The 23,412-nt window shown below is 69.6% G+C and carries 19 protein-coding genes; 14 read left to right on the top strand and 5 right to left on the bottom strand.

Translation table 11 applies throughout. From position 1 onward, the window contains the following. The first annotated feature begins 8 nt into the window (after positions 1–8). The 8 genes from ACIRST_RS38440 to ACIRST_RS38405 all read left to right on the top strand — a co-directional run bounded on the left by ACIRST_RS38440 (position 9) and on the right by ACIRST_RS38405 (position 10,641). Positions 9–1,046, top strand: coding sequence for an AAA family ATPase (locus ACIRST_RS38440; RefSeq protein WP_402808679.1), 1,038 nt, complete (start codon positions 9–11; stop codon positions 1,044–1,046). Next, complete coding sequence (locus ACIRST_RS38435) at positions 1,043–2,245, top strand: HAD-IA family hydrolase (protein ID WP_402808677.1); 1,203 nt, start codon at positions 1,043–1,045, stop codon at positions 2,243–2,245. The genes ACIRST_RS38440 and ACIRST_RS38435 overlap by 4 nt, the downstream gene beginning before the upstream one ends. Next, a complete protein-coding gene (locus tag ACIRST_RS38430) occupies positions 2,242–3,153 on the top strand; it encodes a DUF1932 domain-containing protein (protein ID WP_402808674.1) in 912 nt (303 codons plus the stop codon). Before ACIRST_RS38435 ends, ACIRST_RS38430 begins: the two co-directional genes overlap by 4 nt. Positions 3,154–3,656: 503 nt before the next feature. After that, a complete protein-coding gene (locus tag ACIRST_RS38425) occupies positions 3,657–4,856 on the top strand; it encodes a hypothetical protein (protein WP_402808672.1) in 1,200 nt (399 codons plus the stop codon). Positions 4,857–4,934: 78 nt separating this feature from the next. Further along, positions 4,935–6,404, top strand: coding sequence for a replicative DNA helicase (locus ACIRST_RS38420; RefSeq protein ID WP_402808669.1), 1,470 nt, complete (start codon positions 4,935–4,937; stop codon positions 6,402–6,404). A 150-nt stretch (positions 6,405–6,554) separates the two neighbouring features. After that, positions 6,555–7,364, top strand: coding sequence for a DnaB-like helicase C-terminal domain-containing protein (locus ACIRST_RS38415; RefSeq protein WP_402808666.1), 810 nt, complete (start codon positions 6,555–6,557; stop codon positions 7,362–7,364). A gap of 503 nt (positions 7,365–7,867) precedes the next feature. Then, positions 7,868–9,142, top strand: coding sequence for a hypothetical protein (locus tag ACIRST_RS38410; protein ID WP_402808663.1), 1,275 nt, complete (start codon positions 7,868–7,870; stop codon positions 9,140–9,142). A 335-nt stretch (positions 9,143–9,477) separates the two neighbouring features. Further along, complete coding sequence (locus ACIRST_RS38405; protein ID WP_402808660.1) at positions 9,478–10,641, top strand: DUF6083 domain-containing protein; 1,164 nt, start codon at positions 9,478–9,480, stop codon at positions 10,639–10,641. A 139-nt stretch (positions 10,642–10,780) separates the two neighbouring features. Here ACIRST_RS38405 and ACIRST_RS38400 read toward each other — a convergent pair whose 3' ends face one another. Then, positions 10,781–13,186, bottom strand: a complete 2,406-nt coding sequence (locus ACIRST_RS38400; RefSeq protein ID WP_402808658.1) for a UvrD-helicase domain-containing protein — start codon at positions 13,184–13,186, stop codon at positions 10,781–10,783. A 1,325-nt stretch (positions 13,187–14,511) separates the two neighbouring features. Between ACIRST_RS38400 and ACIRST_RS38395 the strand changes: the two genes are divergently transcribed. From ACIRST_RS38395 to ACIRST_RS38370, 6 genes are all read left to right on the top strand, one after another. Next, positions 14,512–15,144, top strand: a complete 633-nt coding sequence (locus ACIRST_RS38395) for a hypothetical protein (RefSeq protein ID WP_402808655.1) — start codon at positions 14,512–14,514, stop codon at positions 15,142–15,144. A 106-nt stretch (positions 15,145–15,250) separates the two neighbouring features. Beyond that, entirely contained in the window at positions 15,251–15,673 is a 423-nt protein-coding gene (locus ACIRST_RS38390; RefSeq protein WP_402808652.1) for a hypothetical protein, read from the top strand. Positions 15,674–16,528: 855 nt separating this feature from the next. After that, positions 16,529–17,182: a hypothetical protein gene (locus ACIRST_RS38385; RefSeq protein WP_402808650.1), complete on the top strand. Its 654-nt coding sequence runs from the start codon at positions 16,529–16,531 to the stop codon at positions 17,180–17,182. Positions 17,183–17,618: 436 nt separating this feature from the next. Beyond that, positions 17,619–18,038, top strand: coding sequence for a hypothetical protein (locus tag ACIRST_RS38380; RefSeq protein ID WP_402808648.1), 420 nt, complete (start codon positions 17,619–17,621; stop codon positions 18,036–18,038). 219 nt (positions 18,039–18,257) lie between these two features. Then, entirely contained in the window at positions 18,258–18,539 is a 282-nt protein-coding gene (locus tag ACIRST_RS38375; protein WP_360264742.1) for a hypothetical protein, read from the top strand. Then, positions 18,536–18,829 (top strand): hypothetical protein, encoded by a 294-nt coding sequence (locus ACIRST_RS38370; protein WP_402808645.1) that lies wholly within the window; start codon positions 18,536–18,538, stop codon positions 18,827–18,829. The genes ACIRST_RS38375 and ACIRST_RS38370 overlap by 4 nt, the downstream gene beginning before the upstream one ends. A 78-nt stretch (positions 18,830–18,907) precedes the next feature. Here the strand turns inward: ACIRST_RS38370 and ACIRST_RS38365 are convergent, their stop codons facing one another. From ACIRST_RS38365 to ACIRST_RS38350, 4 genes are all read right to left on the bottom strand, one after another. Continuing rightward, complete coding sequence (locus ACIRST_RS38365) at positions 18,908–19,126, bottom strand: hypothetical protein (protein WP_402808643.1); 219 nt, start codon at positions 19,124–19,126, stop codon at positions 18,908–18,910. Positions 19,127–19,215: 89 nt separating this feature from the next. Continuing rightward, positions 19,216–19,440, bottom strand: a complete 225-nt coding sequence (locus tag ACIRST_RS38360; protein WP_402808641.1) for a hypothetical protein — start codon at positions 19,438–19,440, stop codon at positions 19,216–19,218. Between the two features lie 266 nt (positions 19,441–19,706). Beyond that, positions 19,707–20,645: a hypothetical protein gene (locus ACIRST_RS38355; RefSeq protein WP_402808638.1), complete on the bottom strand. Its 939-nt coding sequence runs from the start codon at positions 20,643–20,645 to the stop codon at positions 19,707–19,709. 8 nt (positions 20,646–20,653) lie between these two features. Next, complete coding sequence (locus tag ACIRST_RS38350; protein ID WP_402808635.1) at positions 20,654–23,377, bottom strand: ATP/GTP-binding protein; 2,724 nt, start codon at positions 23,375–23,377, stop codon at positions 20,654–20,656. Between the last annotated feature and the right edge of the window lie 35 nt (positions 23,378–23,412).

Genomic DNA, 23,412 nt, shown 5'->3' with positions numbered 1-23,412 from the left:
TCGCAAGCATGACGACAGCGGAGGTGGGGAGCATGGCAAGGGTGCGGCTGGGATGGCGACCCGAGAAGCTGCGCCAGCAGCGGGAGGCGCACGGCCTGACACTCGAGGACGCCGGCGAGCGCCTCCGCCTGGTGGCGGAGCAGGCCGGGCTGAAGAACATTCCGGCTGCGCACCCGCAGACGATCTGGCAGCACGAGCAGGGCGAGATCTACCCTGGCCCGGACTATCGGCGGGCGTACTGCGCGCTCTACCGGGCGACGGACCCGCAGCTCGGATTCCGGAATCCACTACCGGGTGAGGACACCGCCTTTGCGCTGACGCCAATGTCCTCGACCAACAACGGCACTCACGTACTGGCTGTCGAGCGGGCGCTGCACAGGATTGCACCGGGTACGGCCGATGCCGACAGCATGTCGTTGCAGCAGCGGATTATGGACGCGTGGCGTCGGCGACACACGGGCGGCGATCCGCACCGGCCCTCGATTGTCCTGGTCGGCGGGTTCGCCGGCAGCGGAAAGACGGAGTTCGCCAGGTTCCTGACTCAGCTGACTGGCTGGCCGCTGTTGGACAAGGACCCGCTGACCCGACCGCTAGTAGAGCGTCTACTGGTCTCGCTCGGCGGTGATCCCAACGACCGACACACGGACCTGTACCGCAATGAGGTGCGGGCGTTGGAGTACGACTGCCTTATGCAGGCCGCCTACGCCAACGTGGCCTGCGGCATCTCCACTGTGCTGACCGCCCCGTTCATCGCCGAGATGGCTGACGAGGCGTGGATGACTCGGCTCATCAACCGCTGCCGCGCCCAGGGTGTCGACGTGTCGCCGATCTGGGTGTGCTGCGACGCAGAGTCGATGCGCGAGTACATCGGCTTCCGATCGGCCGCTCGGGACGCGTGGAAGTTGGCGAACTGGAACGACTACATCGCCACCGTCGACACGGGGCTGCGGCCAGTGGTGCCGCACCTAGTGGTCGACAATCGCATGGGGGCAGCAATCTCACTGGCTGATCAGGCCCGGCTCGCTCTCGCGGAGGTGCGCGTATGACCAGCCAGCCGCGACGTGGGGTGATCCTGTATGGGCCGCCGGCCTCCGGGAAGGACACCGTGACGGGCGCCCTGACCGCGCTCGACCCCACCTTCGCACTGTTCTCAAGGGTGAAGGTGGGGCCGGGCCGGTCGACCGGCTATCGGATGGGGACGCCGGAACTGCTGGCGCAGTTGCGCGCCACGGCAGGTGCCGTGGTTTACGAGAACAGCAGGTACGACAGCACCTATGTGACGGACCGGGCAGGGTTGGAGGCGGCGGTCGAGGCCGGGGTGCCGGTGATGCACCTAGGGCAGGTCGATGGGGTGCAGGCGGTACTGGACAGCTACCCCGCTGACTGGCTGACGGTGCTGCTCTGGTGCCCGAGGGAGTCGACGGCCGAGCGGTCGGCGGGCCGGGGAGACACGGACACCTCTGCGCGTCTGGCCGCCTGGGATGCCACGCAGGCGGACCTGGAGGCCCATGCCAGCTTCCGGTTCGATCTGGTTGTCCGCACGGACGTGGCGTCACCCGAGCAGGCAGCTGAGCGGATTCGTAAGGCGCTCGCCGAACGTGATCAGCTGCTGATGCTGGACTTCGACGACACGCTGATTGACCGCCTCGCTGCGGTGACAGCGTGGGTCTCCGGGTACTGCGCCGCCCACGGACTGGGCCCAGATGTCGAGCGGCGGATCCTGGGCGCTATGCAGGTCCGCGCGGATTTGCAGACGTTCGAGGGCCTGTGTGCTGAGCTGTCATTGCCGGAGTCCGCTGATCGGCTGTGGGCCCGCTACAGCGTGGAGTTCCCGGCAACGGTCCGGCCCTTCCCGGGCGTTCCGGACGCGCTGGAGGCGGTCAGGGCCAGCGGGTGGCAGGTTGTCGTCGTCACCAACGGCGGCGGCGAGATCCAGCGCGCCAAGTTGAAGGCGAGCAGGATCGACGGCCTGGTCGACGGGATATGCATCTCCGAGGAGGCTGGCACCCGGAAGCCGGACCCTGCGATCTTCGAAATGGCTGCCGCGAGCGTGGGGCGCCGCCTCATGGGTGGCGGTTGGATGGTGGGGGACAACGCGGCCTTGGACATGGTCGGCGGCCGCGCCGCCGGGCTGCGCACCGTCTGGGTCTCCCACGGTCGGCCGTGGCCCGGGGGCCCGGAGCCGGACCACATCGCGCTGGATGTCTTGGACGCTCTGGAACACGTCCGTGGAGGTGCCCGGTGACGGATCGACAGGTCACGGTCGGGGTGCTGCATCCCGGCAGCATGGGCGCGGCCGTCGCGGCGTGCGCCCTCACGAACAGCGGCCAGGTTTTGTGGTGCCCGCGGGGGCGCAGCGAGGCAACCGCGGCCCGGGCGGAGCAGTTCGGTCTGACGGCGGTGCCAGCGCTGGACGAGCTGGTGGCTCAGGCCGAGGTGATACTCAGCCTGTGCCCGCCCTCCGCGGCGGAGGACGTAGCGCGGGAGGTGGCCGGGCTCGGTTTCACCGGCCTGTACGTAGAAGCGAACGCGATCAGTCCGCAGCGGGCGGCGCGGATCGCGGAGCTGCTCGGCGGAACGGCCCGCGCGGTGGTCGACGGCGCAGTGGTCGGCTCGCCGCCGATCGGTACGAAGCGGCCCCGGCTGTACCTCTCCGGACCGGTGGACGAGGTCAGGCTGGTCGAGCGGCTCTTCTCCGGCACCGCAGTGTCGACCCACATGCTGGGCGAGGAGATCGGGCAGGCCAGCACGCTGAAGGCCGCCTACAGCACGTTCCAGAAGGCATCCCGGGTGCTGGCCGCGCTGTCCTACGGGCTCGCGCGCGAGCACGGCGTCGACCAGGCGCTGCTCGACGTCGCCGGTCAGCGGGCCGGCTCCTACCTGACAGAGACGGACTACATCGGCAAGACCGCTGCCCGAGGGTGGCGGTGGGGCCCCGAGCTGGAGGAGGCGGCGGACACGATGGCCGCCGCTGGCCTTCCGGACGGGCTGCTCCGCGCGGCGGCATCCACGCTCAGCCTGTGGGACGACGCCAAGGACACCAAGCTGTCGGCCGACCAGGCACTGGACGTGCTGCTCCGCGCAGAGGCCGAGCTGTCCAGCCGACACGCGGAACCTGAACGGCCCGAGGACCCAAGGAGACGAATAAGCTGATCCGGTCGCCCGTACGGGCGGCGCACAGACCAAAAAACGCGAAAGCGGCCCCCAGTCGCCAAACTTGGGCCGCTTGCGCTTCTCGATATAACCGGCCCTCGCCAGGGACACCCAGGTGAGCGCCCACAACACAGCCGTTGTTGGTCCGACGGTACCAGGCATACCCGGTCCGAGGCGAGAGACACTATCTCTCACCCGGCCGAGTCAAGTTGTCTGGTGCCGACGGACTGGCAGCGGCGGAGAGGCAAGCCCCCGTTGTCCCGCACCACCGCCAACCCCTATCCACAGGCCGCCCGGGCGACCACGGGGTTCGTGATCAACGCCCGAACCCAACCGCTGTCGCGTGACGAAAACCACGCTGCCCCCGGTCACACGGACTCCGGATTTCCGGCCTCTAGGGGCATGCAGAACCACACCCATGCCCAGATCCGCCCCTGCCCCGCCGTCCAGGCCAGGCCGGTCATGGTGCCCGCCGCCGGATCGGCCGCCGAGGCGGTGACCCGATGACCCGGCGCGCAGGCCGGGGCCGGACGACCCCGATCGGCGACGGCGCCGACGAGGTGCTGTTCGAGGGCGACATCACGGACTATTGGTCGCCGGCTGTCGTGCGGCACTGGGTCCTGCACATTCCGGAGCTGACGCCCACCGCCCGGCACCTGTATCTGATGCTGCGGGCCATGCTGACCTCCAGCCCTCGCGGGCTGCGCCGCATGACCATCGACCAGCTGTGCTACCTGCTGACCGAGCAAGGCGAGAAGCCCGTAGGCAACTCCACCGTCCGCAAGGCGCTCAAGCTGCTCGACGACAAGGGACTCGTCACCAATCCGGACGGCGAGCGGCTGGTCACCTCGACCGGCAAGGGCGGCATCCAGAACACCGCGCGCCGCTACAAGGTCAACGACCTGCCGCCGGACGATTTCACCGGCTGGTCCAACACCTGGCAGAAGCTCGACGCCTACCGCGAGGACTGGCGAGAGGTCCCCGTGGTGCCGCCGACGCACCGCAAGACCGAGGACGGCATCGTGCGCTCGATTTCGAGCGATCGAAGCGAACCGGCCTCGAAGGACAAGTCCCCTGGTGATTTCGTGCGCTCGATTTCGAGCAAGCCCGGCTCGATTTCGAGCGACGCCCGCTCGATGGCGAGCACGGACGAGACGCTGACCAGCGAAAACGGTCCCCTTATTCAGGGTCATGATCAGTTCTCTCTCTCCTCTGCCGAAGCGATGGCCCCACCGGAACCGTCCGTGCCACAGACCGCCGGGACGGGGGAGAGAGAGAAGCCGGCTGCGCCGAAGGACACCCCCGCTCCTGCCACGCCCACTGCATCGGGTGCCCGGGAGATCGGCGATGCCTGGGCTGAGGCTCGGGCCAAGGCCGGCCTGTCGGTGCCGCCCCGGGGCGCCGCCGCCGTCGCGAGGTCGGCTGCCGCGCTGCTGGCCGAGGGCGAGCCGTTCGAGCTCCTGATCGCTGCTGCTGCGGACATGGGCCGCCAGGAGCGGGTGCTGACGAAGCTCGACCAGCACCTGGAGTACTTCGAGCCGCCCGTCGCCGCTGCGGTGCCCAAGCCCCGGGCCGCCGAGCCGTCGTTCTGCGGCGAGTGCGACCTCGGGTGGGTCGACCGGCCCATCCCCAACGACCCACACGGCCGGACCAGGTCGGCGAAGTGCCCGTGCACCCGCGCTGGCCACACGAGCGCGGCCTGACCCCCCGAACACAAAGCGGCGTCCCGGGAGCCATTGGACCGGACCCGGGACGCCGTGCGACCTCAACAGGAGATCACTGTGAGCGTACCTCCGCAGCACTTCGTCGACGACGCCCCGTTCCCCGATGCCGCGCCCTTTGACGACGACCCGGGCCCCGATGAGCATCCGGTGCCCGCCGGGCGGCGCCGCCGCGACCGCCGGGACGACGAGGGCCAAGGCGGCTCCGACGGCTTCGAGCGGGTTCCGCCGCAGGACCTCGCCGCCGAGCAATCCGTCCTGGGCGGCATGCTGCTGTCCAAGGACGCCATCGCCGACGTGGTCGAGGTGCTCAAGCCCGCCGACTACTACCGACCCGCGCACGAGCTCATCCACCAGGCGGTCCTCGACCTCTACGCCCGCGGCGAGCCGGCCGACCCGATCACCGTGGCCGGCGAGCTCACCAAGCGCGGCGAGCTCCAGCGGGTCGGCGGCGCCTCGTACCTCCACACGCTCGTGAACTCGGTGCCCACCGCGGCCAACGCCGGCTACTACGCCGGGATCGTCCACGACCGCGCCGTCCTGCGCCGCCTGGTCGAGTCCGGGCAGCGCATCGCGGGCATGGGCTACACCGCCGAAGGCGACGTCGGCGAGATCGTGGACGCCGCGCAGGCCGAGATCATGGGCATCCGCTCCGGCATCGAGGCCGAGGCCTCGACCACGAAGACCTGGTCCGAGATGGTGGAGGAGGAACTCCTCGCTGAGGAGGCCGGCCCCGTCCCGTTCCTGCCCCTGCCTTACCTCGATCTGGAAGCCGGCCTCCAGATCGAGGGCGGCGACCTGGTCGTCATCGGCGGCCGCCCCGCCATGGGCAAGTCCGTGATGCTGGTCGACATCGCCCGCCACCTCGCCATCGACCACAGCATCAAGACCCTGCTCTACTCCCTGGAGATGACCCACCGCCAGGTCATCCAGCGCATGATCGCCGCCGAGGCACGCATCGCCCTCCACCACATCCGCAACCGGCAGATGACCGACGACGACAAGGAACGCCGCATGCGCGCCATCGCCCGCATCGGCGAACCCCCGCTCCTGGTCGACACCGCCGAAGAAGTCAACGTCGCCCGCCTGCGCTCCCGGCTGCGCGCCCTCCAGTCCCGCGGCGAACTTCCCGGCGCGCTCTTGGTGGACTACCTCCAGCTGCTGGGCACCGACGGCGGCAAGGGCACCAACCGCACGAACGAGGTCGACGAACTCGCCCGCGGCCTGAAGATGCTCGCCAAGGCGTTCGAGATCCCGGTCATCGTCGCCGCCCAGATCGGCCGCTCCTCCGAACAGCGCCAGGACAAGGTGCCCACCATGGCCGACCTGCGTGAATCCGGCGGCATCGAGGCCAACGCGAGCGCGATCCTCCTGCTCCACCGACCCGACTACTACGAGAAGGAATCCCCCCGCGCTGGCGAGGCCGACGCCATCGTCGCCAAGAACCGCATGGGCTCGACCTTCACCGCCACCCTCGCGTTCCAGGGCCACTACTCCCGCTTCGTCGACATGACCCGCGACATGACCTGATCGTTGAACAGGCCCAAGGAGAGCCCTGAGCACCCCTCAGGGCACCTGATGCGCCCGCCCACACCAAACAAGGACGGGCGGGGCCGCGATTGCCCCGCAGAAGACGATCTAGCCGCGACCAGCACCAACGACCAGAGCCAGGATGATGCCTTGAACGAGACTCACACCTCACTGCCGCAGCGCAAGCCCCAGCCCTTCAACACGGCCTGGCCCGAGATCAACGAGCTGCTCACGCTCAAAGCCGGACAGGTGGTCGTGGTCAGCGGCCCCGGCAGCACTGGCAAGTCGTTCTTCACCCACACCATCGCCGCCCGTGCCGCACTGATCTTCGGGCACGGCGCCGGGATCATCAGCGCGGAGAGCGACAGCCACTTCGTCCACCAGCGGCTGATCGCGGCAGAGTGCCTGATCCCCATCCGCGCGCTCACCGGCGCCGGAGCCACCGACCACCACGTCGACCTGCTCAAAGCTGCGTACGACCACATCGCCAGCGCACGGATCCTCACCGCCGGCGACGACGCGGTGCGGCCCGCCCAGCTGCGCGTCCTGCTCAACCGCATGACCTCCGAAGGCTGGACGCCAGGCGTGGTGGTACTCGACTACTACTCCGCCCTCGCCGCCGGAATCCACCCCGACGTCTCGGAGGAGGCCCTGGCCGCCGTCGCCGCCCAGCTGCCCGCCATCGCGGAGGAGTACGGGATCACAATCCTCCTGGCCACCCACCTACAGCACCCGTTCGACGACGACAACCCGAAGGCCGAGAACATCCCGGCCGGAGCCTGGAGCATCGCGGACACCGTCCTCATGCTCCGCAACAACGGCACCGCCCCGCGCCGCCGCATCACCGTCACCGTCGAGAAGTCCGAGGACGGACACACCGGAAAGTCCTGCGACCTGCTCTTCGACGGCTGGTACGGCCGCTTCGCCAGCACCGCCCTCGACGGCGGACCGGGACTCTGACACCGCCCGCTTCAGCGGCCTCGAACGGCTGCCCCACAAGGACGGAAGGACCTCGCGCGTGCGCGTGCGTAGGCCACCCATCAGGGGCCTATGGCCGTCCGGGAGAAGCGCCGCGCCCGGGTTCTGGAGACGGCCCACCGTATACCCACCCCTTCCAGGCCGCGGTCGTCGATCGGCCAGGAAGCAGCGCGAACGCCCGGGCGCAGGGCCTCGCACCCACCGATCCGCGCGGACATCGCTTCGCCGGACGCAGTACCACCTCCTCCGCGAGGACCGGAAGTTGACGGAGCGCGAGCGAGACCTCGGTGGCCGCCGGGGTTCTGCTGCCTCCGTGCGGCGGGTGGCGCTCGCGGCGGCGACCGGGGGCGGGCACGGGCTGAATTCAAACAAAGTATCGAAATCCAGCCATTTCGGGGCGGGGTGATATTCGAGAGCCCTATCTGTCGATTCTAAACACTCGCACCGGTGTTTAAATTGTCAGCCCCTGTTTCTATTCTCCGAATATGGCGAATGGCGTTTTCCACACCGCGTACGGCATCGAGATCAACCTGACGATGCCCGACCTCGACCACCCGGACCGGCCCGGCCTGCTGGAGGAGATCACCACCCCGATCGACCAACGCGACCGAGAGCTCCTGGAGTGCCTCGAACACCACCGCGACGGCGCCTGCCAGGCAGAAGAGGACGGCCGCTCCCCCTGGATGACGATCCGCCGTCGAACGGTCAACGGCTGCACGACCTGGGTGGCCGCCCACTTGCCGGTGCGCCACACCCCCACTGCCGAGGAGAGCGCGAAGCACCAGGCGATGAAGGAGCGGATCGCTCGGGCCGCCGAACGCCACGGCCTGCGCGCCCAGGTCGAGGCCCGCGCGACGGACGGTCGGATCCGCACCGACGTCCTCGTCACCGGAGACGACGGCCGGCGGATCGGCTGGGAGGCCCAGTACTCGCCGATCACCGCAGACACCGTCCGCCGCCGTTCTCGCGCGGCCGCTGAGCATGGGATCGTCCCGCTGTGGGTGACCGACACCGACCGCTCCGCCGTGGTCGAGCGGGCGCCGTGGGCGCGCGTCGACGACTTCAGTTGGAAGGAGATCGCTTCCCCGCTCGCCATGGTGGTGCGCGCCGGGGTGCGGCACCTGCAGCAGTGGAAGTGCCTGCCGAGCAGCGCGCGGCCCTGCCCGGTCAAGGGCAGTTCCTGCGGCCGCTTCCACGCCGAGTGGTTCCTGCCCGCGCTGTGCCTGCCCGCGAAGGCCCCCACCGAGGTTGACCAGCTCGTCGTTGCCAGCGCCGACGGCGAGTTCGTGCCGATGCGCATCCCCAGCCAGCGCGACCCGCGCTCCGTCTCCCGGATGTGGGTGCCAGCGGCCGACCGGGACCGCTGGCACGACATGTTCGGCCCCGACGACGACGAGGACTCCCCAGCCGAACCCGAGAACGGGGAGGCCGGCATCACCTACACCTGCCAGGACCTCGACGCGACCTGCCGCTACGGCGAGGAGACCTTCACCTTCAACGACCCCCGGCCTCGACGCGGCAACTCCGCCGGCACCGGCCTGCACACCTTCGACGAGGTCCCCAAGCGGCTGTTCACGGTGCCCCGGCAGGACCGTCGGCTCGACGCCACCGAGACTCAGCGCCGCGAAGCCGCCCTCGCCTACGGCTGCGAGCCCTGGCAGATCGGCCCGTGCGCCGGTTGCGGGACACCGATCCGCCGCTACGGTGACGCCGGAGTCCACGCCTGCGCGGCCTGCAGGGCAGGGGCCGCCCGACGGTAGGCACTCGGCTGGGCACCGCTGTACCCAGTCAGTTTCACCGTGCTGAAAGCGTCGATCTGCTTACCCGCAGCCGTTCACTGTCAGCTGCTCCGGCCCGAAGGTCCGGACGCAAGGCCATAGCCCATGGAGCTGAAGGAGAGGATGGCGGGCGGCCACCCGGCGGGGATCGGCTGGCATCGCGGCGGACAGCAAGGCACCGCCGCACCTCGGCGAGACCGTGTCGGCTCCGTGAGCGGCCTCGTTGAAGCATCAGGCCCGATTTGCCGCACGGACTCGTCCGGTCGTCTCAGGCCAGTCGCGGGTCAGCGGTAGATGTCCGAGTTCGAGGTGAGCTGATGTCGACTCTTGGTGAAGGCTCTGAGCCTCAGTCCGGTGGTCTTCGCAACGGGTGGATTCACCGCCGCAGTCCCTCGAAGGTTCTGCGGTCCCGTGCCACGGGGCGCTGCAAGTGGTGCGGAAACAGGGTGCTCTGGTACGACCGGCACGACGGCGGCCGGATCCCGCTGGCCCCTGCCAGGTTCCCCGCACACCGGATCCCGCCGCGGTTCCGGTGGAGCGTGGACGTGGGCTTGGCCGCCTCTGGGGCGCTGTTCGGCGACTGTTTCCTGGCGCACCCCGCGATCTGTCCGGCGGTCGAGCACGAGGACCTTCCGCAGGAGATCGAGGACATCGTGCGTGTCCTGGGCCTGCGCATGCGAAAAATGATCCGTTCTGGGGAGTTCGTTCCCGCCGATCCGCCGCTGGACGAGACGGAGGTCGCCGAGCCGGAGCCCGCTGCCGCAGTCGGGGCGGGTGAACGGCACGTGGTCTGCCACGGGCCGGTGCTGCGGATCTGCCCCGGGAGGGTCGAGGACCTGCAGTGCGTCGCCGAGGGAGCGCCCGGGCAACGGTGCGAGCGCGCGGTGTTCAGTTCAGCGGAGGGACGCTGGGTGGAGGTCGACATTCCCGAGGCGAAGGGCCGTTTGGGAAAGGCGATCCTGCTGACGTACCGCGGCAGGATGTGGGTCTGGGAGATCGACCCGCTGGACTTCCGGGATACCACACGGTGGCTCTGGCAGAGGTGTCCCTCCCACGCGTCCGCCGCCGAGATGTACGAACGAGAGCTCGTGGGCTTCTCCACCATCCGCCACCACGGCTTCATCCTGAGGCGCAGGCCCGCCGGCTACGACTACGCCGTCGAACGGCCAGAGAAGTCGGCCGGGGGAACTTCGTCCGAGCGCACCCTGTGTGCGGGCGACGGGTGCCGCAACGGCACCATCATGTCAGTCGACAAGGGATGGCTGTGCTGGCGATGCGCGCCAAAGGCCCGACGGCGTCAGGGCACCTGGGATCGGGCACGGAAAGAGAGGACCCTTCCGCACCCGACCCCGGCAGCCGAGGACTTGGCCGAATGGACTCCGGACCCGCCCACGGTCTTCCTCCCGCACGAGCGCAGCGATGCGGAGCGGCTGGTCTGGGACGGCCTCCACGACGAGAACGCAGACGATCCGCCGTTCTGATCCGCGACGGGCTGCACCCCTCTCAACGACTCCGGTAGGACCCGCTGCCTGGACGGAACGACTCCTGGCGTGGGGCACCACCCCGGGGTGCTGGCCCACCTGACTGGTTGGTGGACTGGTGACTTCGGCAGACCAGGTGTCAGCCTGCGGCCCTGGCTGCTGCCCGCAGGTGCGTGCGCAACCGGCTTCGCAGTCCGCTCAGGCTGGTCTTGGCACCGAGGCGGGCGAGGAACTCGTCCGCACCCCAGACCACCAGGTGGCCCTGGCGAGCCAGGTAGAGACCGACCTGGTCGATGCCGTAGTCGTCGTCGTAATCGAGCAGAAGGTAGCCGACGAGCTGGTAGATCTCATCCCGGCCGAGCCGCTGTGGGCGAGTGGTGGCCTTGCAGTCCAGGAGCAGGCCGTCGAGGATGAAGTCAGCGTCGGCGCCGCCGATATCCGCGCTGCCCGCGAAGACCGGGCCGCAGACGCGGTCTTCGGACGGCAGCGAGCGGAACGCCTTGAACGGTCCTTCGGCGAGTTCCATCTGGCGCCGGAGGTCCTCGACGGCGTACGGCGGGACGTCGGCGCACAGCCGGTCGAGGGTCGTTGTCCCGGTGGCACCCGCCAGCGGGTTGTTCCGGCGAAATTGCCCGCTGCGGAAGACGGCCTCGAAGTGCGCGGCGACGAAGCACAGCTGGCTCAGCCGTTCGTCGTCGGGCACAGCGGGTCGGGCGAGGTGGTCGTCCACCTTTGCCAGCAGCTCCAGCCCAGCAGCGTGCAGGGCCATACGGGCATCGTCCGCGGGTGCTCCCACAAGCCGTTGTCCGAGACCGGCGCTGCGGACGCCCAGTTCGACGGCTTCACCCAGGGGGCGGCCCAGAGACAGCCGCAGCCGGTAGTCGATGGCGTGTCCGAGTGCCGGCCAGTCCGGGTACTGGACGTCGACGGGCTGGATCGGATGCGGCAGGCCAGCGATGCGCCTCTGGTAGTCGGACACCACGGCCCCGCTTCCCGGCAGGTGCTCGGCCATGAACCGAGACAACGGGGACGTCGTGTATTGCAGCTGGCCGGTCAGGCTCAGGTGGATCATCGGAACACCACCGATGGTGCCGTCCCTCTCCTCGATGGCCATCGCTTTCTCGTAGCCGCTCACCCACGAAAGCCCTCGCACGTCGAGCTGGCGGCGGGCCCGGGTGACCGCTACGTAGACGAGCCGCGCCTCGTCCAACCGCATGGGCAGCTGCCGGCCTTCGTCGGTCACCGGCGGCGGTGCGAACCCCTCACCGACGCAAACCGTGCCCCACTCACGGCCCTTCGCCTTGTGCACGGTGGAAACCGTCACCCTGGCGGTCTCCTCCGTGCTCAGCTGCGCGACGGCCCTGAGAATCAGGGGCGCCCCGTAGTCGTCGACCAGTTTGACGATCGCCTTCAAGTCCTGGCCGGCCTTGTCCTGCTCGACGTACTCCTGCACCTCACGCCAGGAGTTGAACAGGAACAGCTCGGGGTGGCTGGTGCGGCGTCCCGCCTGGAGTTCGAGAGCGGCATTCGCGATCCGCTCCAGCGCGCTTCCGCCGCCGGCCAAGGCAACCGGCACCCCGTCGTCCAGGAAACCCAGGACCTCCTTCATCGCGTCCGCGTTGCCGCGGCACAGCACAGCATCGGATTCCCTCAGCGGTCCGACCTGCGAATCGACCGCTCCGGAGCCGGTCAAACGCAGGTCCGACTCCGCGTGCTTGAGCCACCGGTTGGCCTCCTCCGCGACCCGGGGGCCGAAGCGGAACGACTGCGTCAAGTGGAGGTGCTCGGCGGGGAAGCCCGTCATCACGTCCTTCGCCGAACGCCAGCCGTAGATCTGCTGGGCCGGATCGCCGACGCAGATCCGCTGCGCCGGCTGGTTGAGGAAGATTTCCTCCAGCACCGGGTTGGTGTCCTGGGCCTCGTCCAGCAGGATGAAGTCCGCCGGCAGTACCGGCTCGTTCATGGCCCACATCTTCATGTAGAAGTCGTGCTCGAACCGGAGCCGACCATCCAGGGACTGAATGTCCTCCCACGCCTTCACCGCGTACGGCAGCAGCATCCGGGCGGCGAAGTCCTGGCCCTGCATGCTGAGACCGTTCAACCGCTCCATGTGCCGGGCCATCACCTGACGGTCGGTGGTGTAGCAGAAGCGCCGCACCGTGCCCATCACCAGCCGCGCCTGGTGGGCGATTGTGATTTTGGTGCCGCCCACCATCAGGTCGCTCGTGATACCGAGCAGCCGCGCGGTCTGCCTCGCCGGGATCCGCGCGGACGACTCCAGCCGCGGCCCGTAGTTCTTCCCTACCGCCTTGAACGCCAGCGAGTGCGCGGTCCGGCACTCCACGTTCCAGCCGAAACGGCCTCGGGCATCGTCCGCGATGGCCCGGTTGAACGAAATGTACAAGCCACGCTTGCGCGTGGCCGAACCCATCAGCATCAGGGTCGAGGTTTTGCCCGTACCGGCGCCCGCCACCAAGGCCAGATCCCGGCCGGCGACGAACACCTCCCTCGCGGCCTGCTGCTCTTCGGTCGGTTTCATGACCATGTGGTCCTCCTCGGCTGCGGCTTCATGTACCGCGATCACAGAGAATCACCACTTGGAAACTCCCAGTCAAGAAGTGCTCTACAGCGAGGAGCCCTCTCTCCCCCGAGCCCGCCCCGGCCGAGGACCACTGGCAGGGATGCTCCCTACGGCTGTGAACACCGACAGCTCCGGAACAGTCTGCTCAGGAGGGGATACCGGCACCGTCAATTGGCGTGATGCCCAAAGCACCCAATTCAGCGCTTCTCGCATCGCTCGGGCGCCCGTGATCGATGAGTCCATCCGGCCCCTTCGCTCTTCCCCACCCAGCAACGCGCGCCACCTGCCCTGCCGACCAGGCCGGGGACGGGCGGCAACCGCGCACTGATGCGGACCGCGGCCGTGTGGGTGGCTGGGCGCGGCGTGCTCCGCCCCCGCACCCGTGGCCAGCGCCCGGCGGCGCTGGACCCGCCCTCCTGCCGCCTGCCCTGCGCCGCCGGATCCGCCGTCAGGGCCGTGGCCGGCCCGGCCGTCGGCCCGTCGCCGCACCGGCCGGACCGTGGACGGTCCGGCCTGGGCAGTTGCCATCGAGCAGGTGGCCAACGCCCGTGCTGAGCGGAGCCACATGCCGGAGCGGCCTGCACTGAGTACCAGGCCTGCCAGCCACCGAGCGGTTGCCGAGGTCACGACTCACCTGACGACGACCTTGCTGCGCACCTTCACAACCTGAAAAGCGCTGGCCGGGACCGCCCGGTAGCCACATCCGGCATCGGGCCTCAGTGTCAGTAGTGGTAAGGCACGGAGCCCGTAGGCATGGGGGCCCCGACCCCTTGGCCCGGTTCCGGCGGCAGCCGGAATTTTGGCGTAGTGATACCTGCTGGCCCCGGCCAGCAGGGCCAAACCGAGCCGAGCCCGGACTGCGGCAGCGGCACGGGTAGCCAGCCCGCCGGAGGCCACCCTAGACGCAAACCCGCAGGTCAGACCCCTTGCGGTAGCCGCTATGACGAAAGGTGCCGCCGGGCCCGCCGGTACGGGAGCGCCGGTTCTCCCACGCGGCGGGTGTATGAGAGAGCCCCGCCCGCAAGAACCGGTCAAAAACGTGCTCTGACCTGCGAAAACAACCACTTTGTCTCAGGCATTGTTTGGCCCTGGCCAGCAGGGCCAAACACCCGCGACTTTGGCCCTGCTGGCCAGGCCGAACCGGCGGGCTTTATCCACAGGTTCCGGGGCCTACCGTCGGACGCGGCTGGGCGACTCGCCGAGACGTTCGGCCCTAACGGTAGGGCCAAAGCACTATCACCAGTGATAGTGTCCTGGTGACATTGGATCAAGGAACTTGGAGAGTGCCGATGGCCGACAAGCCCAAGCTGGGCTACGGGGAGCAGTTGGTGACCCGGCTCGACGGCCGGGGGAACGTCGTCTACTCGGTGCAGAAGATCTCGGGCCGCACCTTCGCGGAGTCCGACACCACCAAGGGCTACACGACCGACGCCCCGCTGATGATGCTCACCCTCGCCCAGATGGACATCCCGCAGACCTGGATGCGGACGTGGTGCACCCTGGTCGGCTTCCAGCAGATGAGTGGGAAGGCCCCGCGCCGGGCGCCGCTGGGCATGGTGAAGACCACCCACCGCGACATCAGCGCGGCCTCCGGCGTCTCGCGGACCTACGTCGGCGAGTCGCTGCTGTTCTTCAACGAGATCGGCTGGCTGCGGACCGCGCGCCGTTCGGTCTACCAGCTGAACCCGTTCCTCACCTTCGCCGGCTCCAGCGCGGACCAGGAGGCGGCCCAGGACGTGTGGGTCGCGGAGGTGCCCGAGTTTCTGATGCCGGGCCCGGAGTACGCCGCGGCTTGGCGCAAGGAGCGCCGCGAGGACCAGCGGTCGGTGGCCAAGGCCGCGAACGTCGTGTTGCTGGGCTCCAAGGCGGAGAAGAACGAGATGCCGGCGGCCTCGAAGGCGCGGGCCGTCCGGAGCGCCTGAGACGGCGAGGTCCGCTCCGTTGCACCGGAGCGGGCCTAACCTGACATTGGATGCTCAACGTATCAGCTAGCCGGTGGGCGCCCGCGCCCCTGACCGAGGACTCCAGATGACGACCACCCGGTACGTCCCGCCGATCCCCACCACCGAGATGGTGACCATCAGCCGTGAGGCGCTGGCCGTCCTCAGCCTGGTCGAGCTGACCTCGAACAGCCACCGCCTACTCACCACGCTGCTTGCCTACCAGGACCCGGAGACCGGATGCGTCGGCCTCTCCCAGGCCGAGATGGGCACCCTGCTCGGGCTGAGCGCGCCGAGCGTCAACCGGGCCGTGAAGCAGCTGGCGGACAAGAAGCTGGCCTGGCTCCTGGAGCCGGGCGTCTACCAGATCCACCCGCTGCTGACCGGCGGGAAGATGCGGGCCAGCCTGGCCACGGTGCCCCGGATCGACTCCCTCGACCCCGAGCGGTTCGGCGAGCGGCTGCGGCAGCGCTACGAAGGCCAGCTCGCCAACCTCGGCATCAGCGCATAGCTGGCGGGCGACCAGCGACGGCCCGGGCAACCGCCCGGGCCGTCATCGTTGGCCCTGCCAGCAGGGCCAGACCGCTACCACCCGTGATAGCGGTTTGGCCCCACTCGCGGGGCCAAACCGCGCGTTGCCCCAGGTAGGCGGCCAGTTCCGCGCTTTGGCCCTGCCAGCCAGGGCCAAAGCCCTACCACCGGTGATAGCGCTTTGGCCCTGCTGGCAGGGCCAGGCCACAAGGCGTGCGTGGTGGCTCGGCGGCCAGCACCCGCTACCACCAGTGGTAACGGGATTGTCCGGGGAAGAGTGCAAATCGCGAGGGCTCGGGCCTGGCCCACTTCAGGCGGGCGGCCCTGGTACCAGAGGCTTAATTACGCCGTTTTGGAGATTCGAAACAACGGGCCGGCTGCGGTTGGCACCGGTGGCCAGGGCCAAGGCACTACCACTGGTGCTAGCGGTTTGGCCCACCGGACCCATGGCCCCTGCCGGCTGCGAGGCTGGTGATTAGGACCGACCGTCGCAGGCTCTCCCTGCGCTATTCCGCGTCCGCCTCCCATGCCCGCCCAGTCCAGCGGGCGCCGACTGCTGCCGGTCGAGCAAGGCGCCGACTCCCGCCAGCCGCCCGGCGAGACGCGGTGCGGGCGCGGACGCCGGCCGGCGTCCGCACTGGCCGGCGGCCTGATCTTCTCCGACGCTGCGCCGAGCTGTGCCGGGCACCTGTGGACCGCCACGGTCGAACGAGCCGTGCTGGCGGCCACGTTAAGCCGTCTGCCCGCACTGCCCTGTACCTGGGGAATTCCGAAGTCCGGGCGCCATGACGGGCCGGCGTGGCAGGATGGCGTCGTCACTTTGAGGGAGGGATCTGTGACGCTGCGCCAGGATGAGTGGGGGATGCTGGAGGCCGTCGTCGCCCAGGGCCCGGGTTGGGTGACCGGGGACCTGCCTCTGGAGCGCCGTGTCGCGGCGCACGGGATCGTCCGCCGGCTCGTGGGGGCGGCGCTGTGCGAGCTCGCCAGCCCTGAGGAGCTCGACGCGCTTGCCGCCGGTGCAAACCGTCCGGCGTGGGCGGTCCGGTCCACCGAGCTGGGACAGGAGCTCCTGCGCTACCGGGCCCTGCGGGAACGCCCGATGAAGCCGCCCGTCGCGGCAACGACGGGCGGCGGGCTGGACACGACGATCAGTGTGCGCGGCACCGACCTGTCCTTGCTCCATACCGTGTGCGGGGACGCCGCGACCGGCGCCCTCCCCGGTGTGGACGCTGCGGCGCTGGGCGCGGCGATCGCCAGAGCGCGTCCGGTGGATGGCTCGCGCCGGCACACCGTGGACGTGACCAGGGCCGAACTCGCGACGATCCTGCGGGTGCTGTACCTGGAGTCGTTGAGCGGCGACGCCACGGGCTACCACCATGTTCTGCGTTCCTCATCCCTGGCCGATGTGCTCCGGCCCGATCCGGTCCGCCCGGCGGCGCCGCTGGTGCGGGCTTGCACCGCCGCCGGCCCCTCGGCGAAGGCCCGCTGAACCCGGCCGGAGCGTTCGCGCCGACGGGCACGAAGACCGGTTCCCTGTAGATGCCGACCGACGCAGCTGTCGGCTTCCGGCCGGAAGGAGAAGCAATGGAATCCACGATCGGCTGGATCCTCCTGGCTGCTCTGGCCACAGGCGCTCTGGCGCTTTGGCTGCGACACCGCTACCCCGGGGACTGGCGATACGCCCTGAGCACCCGGTACGCCGGCGAGCGCCGCGACCTGGACGCCGCCCGCGGCAAGCGAACGGGCTGCACCGCACGGCGGAGCGCGAGCTCGCGGCAGCCCGCTCCGCAGTCACAACAGCCGAGCAGGCCCACCGCAGCCGCATCCGCCAGGCCCAGGCACACCTGGACTGGCTCCGATCGCCCGGGCGAGGAATCCTGCGTTCCTCCATCGGCAACGCTCTGCACCTGTACGAGCATGTGCTGGTGGCACAGGTGGACGGCCGAAACGTCGACTACCCGCTGCACGAAATCTCGATCATGGACGAGTACTCGGGCAAGACCGGCCACGTCTACATCTCCCTCCCGGACCGCAGACGGCAGATGCTGTCCGTCCCCCTGGACGACGAAACCCCGGAGACCGAGCTGCGCCGATTCGTCGTGGCGGTCTTCAACGCTGCCGCCGACGAGAAGGCGGCCCAGGCCGAGCGGCAGGCGCTCGTGCCGAAGGCCGAGGCAGAGCTGCGGCAGACAACTGCCGACATAGCTGACCGCGAGCAGGCGGAGGAGCGCCTGGCCGTAGTGAAAGCCCGCCAGAAGTCGGACACGCGCATCCCACGGGCACGCCGCGACCTCGACGCAGCTTTCGACCGGTGGGAGCAGCTCACCGGCCGTCGGCCGCGATAGGCCGGGCGATCGTACGGTCCAAGGCAGAGCTGCCATCGGCAACGCTCCTGGCCTGGGCGACCGAGGACGGCGACAGGGCACCGAATCAGATGGTGCACTGCTCTGATCTCCCGGCGGTACCCGGGTCCACCTACCAGATCTGGTAGGTGGACCCGGGTACCGCCGGGAGCCTGGGACACTGGTACCGGTCCCGCACGCACGAGACGCCCGGAGGACACGGTGAGCGCAGCCCCCCTGCACGGCCACCACGACGGCCAGCAGCCCATCCCGCGTACCCAGGACGCCGTCGCCGCCGCGCTCCCGCCGGCGCAGCGGATGGAGTTCTACCGGGAGATGGGTGAGGCCGACGTCGAAACGATTGGCGGCGTGTTGAAGCGGTGGTGGCTGCGTGCGGAGCTCTACCGCGACCCGGAAGGTGACCGTATCCACGCTGCCGTTCAGGCCGGCACCGCCCCCGGCACCTCCGCCTCCGCAGTTCTGCGTCGGCTCGGGGCCCTGTGAGCGATTTCAGCGAGTTCCCGGACGACGAGGACGACCCGATCACCCTCTCCCCGGTCGTCGAGGAGTTCCTCGGCGACCCGGGTACGCCGGCCGAGGTGTTCTCCGCCGTGGTGGCGTTCTTGGTCGATCTGCGCGAGAACGCCTTTCCGCACCTGAGCATGCCGGTCCCCGGACGGCTCGGCATGCACTCCGCACCGCTTCGCCGGGATCTCGGGCTGGTGGAGTACGTGGTGAACGAAGGATCGGACCCGCCGCGGATCTACGTCTCGCGGATCCTGCGAGCGGACTGAGCGGCAGGCCCGCCCCTGAAGGGGGCGGGCCTGCTCGTTATGGCTGTGCGAGGTGGGGTTGCCGGGCGATGACCAGGGCTATTCGTTGGCGAGGAGCTGCTGGAAGAGCGTGCAGTCCACGGCGTGCCACTCGCGGACCAGGATTTCGGAGCCCTCGCGGATGACCTCGAAGTGCCAGGGATAGCAGTCGTTGCATGGCCAGATCTCGTACGGTGTGCCGTTGTCTTCGAACGCCGGCAGGTCGATCGAGCCGACGGGTGCTGTGTTGACGATCTTGCGCGTTTGGGGCGAGGCCATGGTGTCCTCACTCGGGTCTGCCAGTGGCAGCTGGGGCTCGGGAGTTTTGGCGGCCGATGTTCAGTCGGCACGAGAGGCGGGAGGCCGGTTCACTGCTGTCCTGGTGGCAGGTCGAGGGTGATCTCGCAGTCCGGTGAGATGAGGGTGACGGTTCGCGCGCCGCCGCCGATGGCTTGGTCGATCTTCTTGATCTGAGCCCAGGTGAAGCCCTGGCGGCGGTAGCGGTTGCGCTGCCTGGGCGTCATGTAGCGGATGTCGTCCTTGCTGGCGGTCGTCATTCCGGGGTGCCAGGCCGCCGCTGGGCTGCTGGTCATTTTGCTCATCGGAACCCCTTCTGCCTGTGAGGCCGGACTGCGTGGAGGTTGGTGCTATCGCGCTGCGGTTCTGCCGGTCGGTGACGAGGGCGCGTCAGCGGGCGCGGACTGGGTCGGGTCCGTCGAGCCGGCGCGCGGGGGAGGGATAGTGGAGCTCCTGGCCGGCTGGGGAAGCGGGCCTTTGCCCGGTCCGGGACGCTCGTGGGGCGCCGCCAGCGGCGCTGGCGGCCCTGCTCCTCCGGGCGGAAGGTTATGTCCACCGGCAGTTACTTCGGGCGGATGCCTTCGGCGAACTCCTCAAGGATCTCTTCGATCTTTTCTCTGAGGCTCGGAAATAATTCGGTGAATTGCTGGCCGCGATTGGCCTGGATCACCCGAAGTGCCCGGCCTGTCAGCTGGGAAAGCTCCTCAAGATGACTGAAAGAGCGGCGTACGGGCTCAGGTGCCCGGAGGTTGATATCCGCTTCGTGGCAGGAGAGGTTTCCTTGCCATTCGGACAGGGCTTCACCGATGGAGGTCAGCCTATTTTGGCCGATGTAGTCCGATGTTTTCGGAAGGTGTTTCATCATCTTTCTGGTCCCGCTGTAGATGGACCGGTAAGTCTCCCAGGCGTCTTCTCGGGTGTTTTTATGGGTATGGATCTCCGCATTTACAATGCCAGCCTGAATGACAACGTCCGCGTCGGATCCGGACACGTCGTTGGTGACGGATCCAACCGTTGGAGAGTCGGCGGCAGTGGGTGGCGGTGCTGTCGTGGCCCGGAAGTCGTCGAGCGCACATTGAAGACTTCCCCGAATCGCCGACAGGGAGGTCAACGGCCCAGGCGTGTGATCCTGTGCGATCCCCGGGTCGGTGTCACGCGGCACGTATCCCAGTCTCCGCTGGCGCGGGGCGCCGTATGTGAATTCCTCCCGGCCTGGGGCAGGAGGTGGTTCTCGGCTGTGCAGGTCGGTGATCGTGGATATCGCAGTCTCCAGCTCAGCCTGTAGACGTTCGAAGGAATCGGATGTACTTCGGGGTGAGAAGAGTGCGATATCGGCCTCGCGCGCCTGCAGTGCCTCCTGGCATTTGGAAAGACGGATGACGATGGGCATGGCCTCTCGCATTTTCAGAGCCCGCGGGGTGCTGTCCTCCGGGATGCTCCTGACAGCCTGCACGGTCGCTTCGTAGATCCCCCGGTAGAGATCCTTCATCTCTTCGGACATCGGTCCGCTTACCTCCCACCCAGTACGCGGTGCTGCCGGGTGGTGACGAGGTTGCGCCAGCGGGCGCGGACGGCCTGGTCGCCGTCGAGCCAGCGGGCGGGGGAGGGGTGCGGGAGGTTCCTGTCGGCCATGAACGCTGCGATGTCGGTGTAGTAGGCGTAGTCGCGGTCGCGGGTGAGCTGGTCGAGGTCGCGGATCGCGGTGTCGAGCGCGTCGCCGTCGTCGAGGACGGCGTGGTGGAAGCAGAGGGCGAGGGCGAGGGTGGTGCTGGCAGCGCGTACGCCTGAGGTGTGGACCTCAGCGTCGAGGACGCTTGCGCGGTCGAGGAACTCCTGGCCGCCCGTGCCGGCGTCGCGCACGAGCGCGGCGATGCGGGTGGTGAGGGCGGTGGCGCGCAGGTCCAGGCCTGCGAGGAACTGGTCGGCGAGCTGGAGGTCGTCGTCGGCCTGCTCGGGGTCGGTGAAGGCATGGACGAAGGCGAGCTGGGCCTGGGAGGTGGCGCGCTCGCCCGCGACGGCGTGCTGCTCGGCGTCGGTGCGCGCGGCCTCGTAGGCGGCGGCAGCCTCCTCCATTTCGGCGTGGACCCACCACAGGTCGCCGAGGACGCGGTGCTGGCGTCCGGCCCAGCCGAGGCTCTGGGCGGTGGCGAGGGCGGTGGGGAAGTCGGCGTCGAGGCGGGCGAGGTGGGCAAGCCCACGGCGGGCTGCGGGGGCGAGGCGGGTGGTGCCGGCGGCGACCTTCTGCATGCCCCGGCGGGACGCGCCGGTGCGGCCGAGGTCGCGGTGGGCCTTGGCCCGGTAGTAGCGGGCCAGGTCGGTCAGGTCTTCGGGCAGCAGACGGCTGTCGAGGACGCGGGTGAGGCGGTCGGCGGTGCGGGTTCGGTGCTCGCGCTGGCGGGCGGCGAGCGTGCTGAGGGTCTCCACCAGGGCGTCGGCCGGGGTCTCCAGCACGGCGGCACCGGGAGACCCACCTGCGGTGGCCTGCCTGACCGGATCGGCAGAGACGGGCGGGGCGAGGGGCTCCCAGATCGAGTCGGCCACGTAGGCCCAGGCGGCGTCGGCGAGCCAGCCGAGATCGAGGCGGTGGTCGCGGGCCAGACGCAGCCCCTGGCGCAGGCAGCCGACCAGCAGACTGCGGCCGCCAGCGCCAGCGCCAGCGCTGGCCCACTGGATGCCGAGGGCGGTATGGGCACGGTCGGCGGCACGCTGCCAGTCCTGGTCGGACCAGCGGTCGTCGGTGCGGTCGTCGGCGCCCCGCAGGGTGGAGCGGACCAGGGCGTGCAGGTGGTAGGGCCACAGCGCGGCCGGGTCCTCGTGCACGAAGGGCCGCTCCAGCAGACGCAGGGCGGGGGCGTCGTGGTTCATGCCGGCGGCGGCGGTGGCGAGGGGGAGGTCGAAGGCGTCGAGCAGCGACACGGCGCGCAGGACGTGGCGTTCGTCGCCGGTCAGGTCCTGGAGGGTGCGGGCGACGAGGGCGGGGAAGTCGGCCTCGAAGTCGTCGGCGGCCGGGGGACGGGTGCGGCGGATCTCCAGGAAGCGCAGGGCGGAGAGGTCGAGGTACAGCGGCAGGCCGTGGGAGCGGCGGGCGATGACGGCGCGCAGGGGGGCGGGGATGAGGGGCTGGCCGCCGCTGGTGAGGCGGTGGGCGAGGTAGTCCTCGCAGTCCTCGGGGGAGAAGTCGCCGATCAGAAGCTGCCGCGGCCCGGCGGCCGGTGCCGGGGTGCGGGCGGCGGGCAGCAACGGGCTGGAGGCGGGGGCGAGGCCGGGCCAGGCGGCGGGGCCGGTGTAGTCGAGCTGGCCCTGCAGCGCAGGGTCGGCCCACTGCAGGCGGGAGCGGCCGGTGATTACGAACAGGGCGTTGGGCAGGAGCCAGACGACGCGCTGGACGAGGCGTTCGAGGTCGCGGTGGGTACGGTCGCCGACGTCCTCGAAGCCATCCAGCAGGACCACCGGCACCACGGCGTGCTTGGCGGGCAGGCGGGCGATCTCCCACGCCAGCAGGTGCGGGTAGAAGGACAGCGCCTCCACGTCCGGCTCGGCCTCCAGCAGGTCCGCCAGCCGCAGGCAGCCGGCGAGCGCTCGGGCCTTCTCGTGTCGCTGGCGCAGCGCGGTGACCAGGGCGGCGGCGACCTGGCCGGCGGCGGAGCCGACCATGCCGGGTAGGGCGAGCTGCTGGGCGGCCTCGCCGACGGCGCCCTTGATCTGGCCGGGCAGGGCCTCGCCCGCCATCGCGGCCAGGCCGCGGCGGCGCAGGTACTCCTCCAGCGGCTCGCCCGGGTGGACGGTGTCCCAGTAGCGGCGCAGCGCGATATCGAAGGCGGGGAGGCCGCGGCCGACGTGGCGGGCGAGTGCGAGGCGCAGGGTGAGGACGAGCTGTTCGATGTCGGTGCCGGCGGAGCGGGCGAGATCGGCGCGTACCGGCAGGAGGCGGGGGCTGGCGGGCCAGGCGGGTTCCCCCCACTGGGCGGGGCGTTGGGCGGCGTCGGTGAGGGCCGTTTCCAGCTTGCGGGAGAGTGTGGTCTTGCCGATGCCGCCGACGCCGTGGAAGACCAGCACGTTGTGTCGGGGGGCTTCCAGGTCCTGGACGTCGAAGCCCGGTGCGGCGATGTGGGCGAGGTGTTCGGTGAGTGTGCCGGAGATGGCCCCCCACTGGGCCTCGCGGTTGGTGAACGTCTCCTGGGAGTTCAGCTCGCGGCTGTTCGAGCCGAACAGCGCCCTCAGGTCCCCCGCCACCGATGACTCCCCTTCGTAAAGATCTGACTGGGCAT

Origin of the sequence: Kitasatospora sp. NPDC101447, assembly GCF_044767225.1 — a bacterium.
In the GTDB taxonomy this organism is placed as follows: Bacteria; Actinomycetota; Actinomycetes; order Streptomycetales; family Streptomycetaceae; genus Kitasatospora.
The sequence above is the reverse complement of the archived record's forward strand: the minus strand, read 5'-3'. Positions and strand labels throughout refer to the sequence as shown.

Excerpts from the sequence above, each read along its gene's own strand:
- ACIRST_RS38440 (WP_402808679.1), top strand. The coding sequence starts at position 9 with ATGACGACAGCGGAGGTGGGGAGCATGGCAAGGGTGCGGCTGGGATGG.
- ACIRST_RS38435 (WP_402808677.1), top strand. The coding sequence starts at position 1,043 with ATGACCAGCCAGCCGCGACGTGGGGTGATCCTGTATGGGCCGCCGGCC.
- ACIRST_RS38425 (WP_402808672.1), top strand. The coding sequence starts at position 3,657 with ATGACCCGGCGCGCAGGCCGGGGCCGGACGACCCCGATCGGCGACGGC.
- ACIRST_RS38410 (WP_402808663.1), top strand. The coding sequence starts at position 7,868 with ATGGCGAATGGCGTTTTCCACACCGCGTACGGCATCGAGATCAACCTG.
- ACIRST_RS38405 (WP_402808660.1), top strand. The coding sequence starts at position 9,478 with ATGTCGACTCTTGGTGAAGGCTCTGAGCCTCAGTCCGGTGGTCTTCGC.
- ACIRST_RS38400 (WP_402808658.1), bottom strand. The coding sequence starts at position 13,186 with ATGGTCATGAAACCGACCGAAGAGCAGCAGGCCGCGAGGGAGGTGTTC.
- ACIRST_RS38395 (WP_402808655.1), top strand. The coding sequence starts at position 14,512 with ATGGCCGACAAGCCCAAGCTGGGCTACGGGGAGCAGTTGGTGACCCGG.
- ACIRST_RS38390 (WP_402808652.1), top strand. The coding sequence starts at position 15,251 with ATGACGACCACCCGGTACGTCCCGCCGATCCCCACCACCGAGATGGTG.
- ACIRST_RS38365 (WP_402808643.1), bottom strand. The coding sequence starts at position 19,126 with ATGGCCTCGCCCCAAACGCGCAAGATCGTCAACACAGCACCCGTCGGC.
- ACIRST_RS38360 (WP_402808641.1), bottom strand. The coding sequence starts at position 19,440 with ATGACCAGCAGCCCAGCGGCGGCCTGGCACCCCGGAATGACGACCGCC.
- ACIRST_RS38355 (WP_402808638.1), bottom strand. The coding sequence starts at position 20,645 with ATGTCCGAAGAGATGAAGGATCTCTACCGGGGGATCTACGAAGCGACC.